The sequence below is a fragment of the Homoserinimonas sp. genome, assembly GCF_056262345.1.
The window spans coordinates 1-5,134 of the sequence record NZ_JBACFR010000062.1; the positions used below are offsets into that span (position 1 = coordinate 1).

The following is a 5,134-nucleotide window of genomic DNA, read 5'->3' on the forward strand; positions in this document are numbered from 1 at the left end:
AGATTTCGCCCGGCTTGCCCGGCATGATGCCATCTTGCTCGGCGCCGTGGGCGGCGACCCCCGAGACCCGCGTCTCGCTGGCGGCATCATCGAACGCGGACTCCTGCTCAGGCTTCGCTTCGCCTTCGACCACTATGTGAACCTGCGACCCACCAAGCTCTACCCCTCCGTCGTCTCGCCTCTCGCGAGCCCCGGCGCCGTCGACTTCGTTGTCGTGCGGGAGGGCACCGAGGGCCCGTATGTGGGCAACGGCGGCAGCATCCGCAGGGGAACGCCTCACGAGATCGCCAATGAAGTCAGCGTCAACACCGCCTTCGGCGTCGAGCGGCTTGTGCGGTTCGGCTTCGAGAAGGCCAACTCGCGCCCGGCCAAGAAGCTCACGCTCGTGCACAAGACCAATGTTCTCGTGCACGCCGGCGGGCTCTGGCAGCGCACGGTGGATGCCGTCAGTGCCGAGTATCCCGATGTCGCGGTCGACTACCAGCACATCGATGCGGCCACGATCCACATGGTCGTGAACCCCTCGCAGTTCGATACGATTGTCACCGACAACCTCTTCGGTGACATCATCACCGACCTGGCCGCCGCGATCAGCGGTGGAATCGGGTTGGCGGCCTCGGGCAACATCAACCCGGACGGCACCTTCCCCAGCATGTTCGAGCCGGTTCACGGATCCGCACCCGACATCGCTGGCAAGCAATTGGCTGATCCCACCGCCGCGATCCTGTCGGCAGCCCTGTTGCTCGACCATGTCGGGCTCTCGGATGCTTCGGCTCGTGTGACTGCGGCAGTCGAAGCGGACCTCGCATCACGGGGTTCGGCGAAGCGCAGCACATCGGAGGTCGGCGACGCCATCGCGGCGGCTCTCGCCTCCTGATGTTCTGGCGGGTGCGCCTCTGGCTCTGGTCTTGAGCCGGGCGCTGCCCCAGAATGAGATAACACCACAAAAGGATTCCCATGACCGACCTTCTCGCCCCTCGTGCACTCACCTTCTCCGTGACGAAGAACCTCGCTGCCCGCAGCCCGCAGGAGCGCGACGAGATTCTGGCCAACCCCGGGTTTGGCAAGTTCTTCACCGACCACATGGTGGATATCTGCTGGTCTGAGCAGGGCGGCTGGCACCGCCCTCGCGTGCAGCCCTATGGGCCCATCAGTCTTGACCCTGCCGCCGCGGTGCTCCACTACGGCCAGGAGATCTTCGAGGGGATGAAGGCCTACCGTCACGCCGACGGCTCCATCTGGACCTTCCGCCCCGAGGCGAACGCTGCGCGCATGCAGCGTTCCGCGCGGCGTCTCGCCCTGCCCGAGCTGCCCACCGACTACTTCATCGAGTCGATCAAGCAGCTCATCGCTGTCGACGCCGACTGGGTGCCCATGGCCGACGGGACGTGCCTTTACCTGCGCCCGTTCATGTTCGCCAAGGAGGCATTCCTCGGAGTGCGGCCAGCCCACAAGGTGGCGTATTACGTGATCGCGAGCCCCGCTGGGTCGTACTTCTCCGGGGGCGTTGCTCCCGTGAGCATCTGGCTGTCCGCCGAGTACTCCCGCGCCGCGCACGGGGGAACAGGCGCGGCCAAGACGGGCGGCAACTATGCAGCGTCCCTTCTCGCGCAGCAGGAGGCCTATGACAACGGCTGCGACCAGGTGCTTTTTCTCGATTCCCGTGAGGGCAAGTATGTGGAGGAGCTCGGCGGCATGAACGTCGTGCTCGTATACAAGGACGGCACTCTTGTGACGCCGGATTCCAAGAGCATCCTGGAGGGCATCACCCGAGACAGCATCCTGCAGCTTGCTGAGGATCGCGGGCACAGGGTCGAGCGCCGCAACGTGAGCATCGACGAATGGCGCGAGGGACAAGCATCCGGCGACATTGTCGAGGCGTTTGCCTGCGGAACTGCGGCCGTGATCACTCCCATCGGCCTCGTCAAGTCCAAGGACTTCGAAATCGGGTCTGCGGATGCCGTGGCCGGCGAGCTGACAATGTCGCTGCGACAGGAACTCACCGACATTCAATACGGACGCATTGAAGATCGGCACGGCTGGCTCACCCGACTCGACGCCTAGAATGCCGCATCGAGCGGCATACACGAGCAAAGCGTGGCTTTTGGCAGCGTAAGATCGAGTAGTGAAAATCGCCCGCTTTAGTACTGCAGACACCGACCCCCGCTACGGCATTCTCGATGAGGGCGACCTCGTCGTTCTAGCGGGAGACCCGATGTTCTCGGGCTTTGACACCACGGGGGAGCGGATTCCCCTAGCTCACGCCCGGCTGCTCGCTCCGGTGATTCCCCGCTCCAAGGTTGTGTGCGTCGGCCTGAACTACGCCGAGCACAAGGCGGAGATGGACATCAACGCGCCCACCAACCCGCTGATCTTTCTCAAGCCCAACACCTCGATCATCGGCCCCGGCGACACCATCCAGATCCCGCCAGTGGAAGGCCGCATCGTTCACGAGGGCGAGCTCGCCATCGTGATCGGCAAGATCGCCAAGCAGGTCAAGGCTGAGAACGCCTCGGACTACATCTTTGGCTACACGATCGCCAACGACATTTCGGCCCGCGACCAGATGTTCGCCGATGGCCAGTGGGCTCGCGCCAAGGGCTACGACACGTTCTGCCCGATCGGCCCGGTCATCGAGACCGAGATCGACCCCTCGAACCTGCAGATCGAAACGTTCGTGGACGGCGAGCCGCGCCGCAAGGGCAACACCCGCGACATGCTTCACGGTGTCCCCGAGCTGATCGAGTACATCTCGGACGTGTGGACGCTTCTGCCCGGCGACATAATCCTCACGGGCACCCCAGCCGGCCTCGGCGGCTTCGTGGACGGCCAGACCGTCGACATCACAATCGAGGGCATCGGTACTCTGAGCAACCCGGCCAAGAACCGCGCATAAGCATCACAATCTGAGGGCGCTCTCCTGCGGGAGGGCGCCCTTTTTTGTTGCTCTATCGTGCATCGCAAGGTAGCTTTCATGCCCGGGAGTATGTGGTCGCGTATGAGGAGGCCCGCACAGGGTGCCGCGGCCTAGAATGGACCCAATGTCTGCTCTCTTTTCTTCTGCATCCGGCGCCGATGTGCGCGTTCGCTTCTGCCCGTCGCCGACCGGCACCCCTCATGTGGGTCTGATCCGCACGGCGCTGTTCAACTGGGCCTTCGCCCGGCACAACGGCGGCAAGCTAATCTTTCGCATCGAAGACACGGATGCTGCGCGCGACAGCGAAGAGAGCTACCTGCAGCTGCTCGACGCACTGCGCTGGCTCAAGCTCGACTGGGACGAGGGTGTTGATGTCGGGGGCCCGCACGCGCCGTACCGCCAGTCGCAGCGCTCTGATATCTACCAGGGCATCATCGAAAAGCTGCGGGCATCCGGTCACCTCTATGAGTCGTTCGCGACGGGCGAGGAGATCGAGGCGCGCAACCTGGCGAACGGCCGCGACCCCAAGCAGGGCTACGACAACTTCGAGCGCGATCTCACGGACGAGCAGATCGCCGCGTTCAAGGCCGAGGGTCGCCAGCCAGCGCTTCGCCTGCGCGTGCCAGACCACGACCTGAGCTTTGCCGACCTCGTGCGCGGCGACATCACGTTCCCCGCGGGCAGCTTCTCTGACTTTGTAGTCGTTCGCCCGAACGGCATCCCCCTCTATACGTTCGTCAACCCCGTCGACGATGCGCTGATGGGCATCACGCACGTGCTGCGCGGCGAGGACCTGCTCTCGAGCACCCCGCGCCAGATCGCGCTCTACTCTGCTCTTATCGAGGTGGGGGTGACGGATGCGATTCCGCAGTTCGGTCACCTGCCTTACGTGATGGGCGAGGGCAACAAGAAGCTCTCCAAGCGCGACCCCGAGGCCAACCTCTTTCACCACCGCGAGCGTGGTTTTGTGCCAGAGGGGCTCATCAACTACCTCGCGCTGCTCGGCTGGTCGCTCAGCCACGACCGTGACGTGTTCACGATCGACGAGATGGTGGCGGCATTCGATGTGACGGACGTGAACCCGAACCCCGCCCGATTCGATCAGAAGAAGGCCGAATCGATCAATGGCGACCACATTCGCATGCTTGAGCCGCACGACTTTGCCGAGCGTCTTCTGCCGTACCTCACGGGCCTCGTCGACAGTGGCGAAGACCGCGTGATGCTCGCGAAGGCCGCTCCGCTCGTGCAGGAACGCATGCAGGTGCTCAGCGAGGCTCCCGGCCTGCTCGCGTTCCTGTTCGTCGCCGACGACGCCCTCGAGTTCGACGACGACGCCCTTATCGCCCTCAAGGACGATGCTGGTCAGATCTTGACGGCATCCATTGACGCCCTTTCGGCGCTGGACGACTGGTCGACCGCCGCCATCGAAGGGGCCCTCCGCGAGGCGCTCATCGAAGGGCTCGAGCTCAAGCCGCGCCTGGCGTTCGGCCCGCTGCGCACCGCCATCTCCGGTCGCCGCATCAGCCCGCCGCTGTTCGAATCCATGGAGCTCCTCGGCAAGCCGAGCACCCTCGCACGGCTGCAGGGTCTCGCCTCGCGGCTGTGATCGAAATGGTGCAGAGGCAACCGGATGATTACGACGTCGTTGTCGTCGGTGCCGGCCCTGCGGGGCTGAGCGCCGGGCTCAACCTGGTGCGGGCGCGTCGCCGCGTGCTCGTGCTCGACAGCAACCGTCCCCGTCACTCGGCCACGCTCATCTCGCACGGCTTTCTTACCCGCGATAACACTCCTCCGCATGAGCTGCGCAAGCTCGGGCGCGAGGAGTATCTCGCCTACCCCGAGGCGGAGCATCAGCTCGCCAGGGTGACCTCCATCACGGCCCTCGCGGAGCCGGGGGAGCCTGTCTACAGCAGCGATACCCATACGACAGGGTCGACCGGGCTGTTCGAGATTCAAGCCAAGGGCATCAACGGGCAGCCCGATCGAGTTGTGCGCACGGCAACCGTGTTGCTGGCGACCGGGCTGCGCGAGGAGCTGCCGCAACTGCCCAGCATCCGCTCGTTCTATGGGATGGGTCTTTTTAGCTGCGTTGCCTGCGACGGCTACGAATACAGCGATCGCCCGATCGCTTTGATCGGTGAGACATCCGACATTGCCTGGCGCGCCATGCTCATCGCGCAGTGGAGCGATCACCTCACGGTGTTTACGAACGGTGCG

The 5,134-nt window shown here is 64.3% G+C and carries 5 protein-coding genes; all 5 read left to right on the forward strand.

The window, feature by feature from the left end:
• The coding region (locus AC062T_RS03160) for a 3-isopropylmalate dehydrogenase (RefSeq protein ID WP_476027319.1) at nt 1-877 on the forward strand (877 nt) is incomplete at its 5' end.
• Between the two features lie 80 nt (nt 878-957).
• The gene (locus AC062T_RS03165) at nt 958-2,064 is read left to right on the forward strand and encodes a branched-chain amino acid aminotransferase (protein ID WP_476027321.1); all 1,107 of its coding nucleotides are present in this window, start codon (nt 958-960) and stop codon (nt 2,062-2,064) included.
• Nucleotides 2,065-2,125: 61 nt separating this feature from the next.
• Complete coding sequence (locus AC062T_RS03170; protein WP_108517278.1) at nt 2,126-2,896, forward strand: fumarylacetoacetate hydrolase family protein; 771 nt, start codon at nt 2,126-2,128, stop codon at nt 2,894-2,896.
• A 145-nt stretch (nt 2,897-3,041) separates the two neighbouring features.
• Nucleotides 3,042-4,523, forward strand: a complete 1,482-nt coding sequence (gene gltX, locus AC062T_RS03175; protein ID WP_476027324.1) for a glutamate--tRNA ligase — start codon at nt 3,042-3,044, stop codon at nt 4,521-4,523.
• A gap of 5 nt (nt 4,524-4,528) precedes the next feature.
• Nucleotides 4,529-5,134: NAD(P)/FAD-dependent oxidoreductase (locus tag AC062T_RS03180; RefSeq protein WP_476027326.1), on the forward strand; the 606-nt coding region annotated here is incomplete at its 3' end.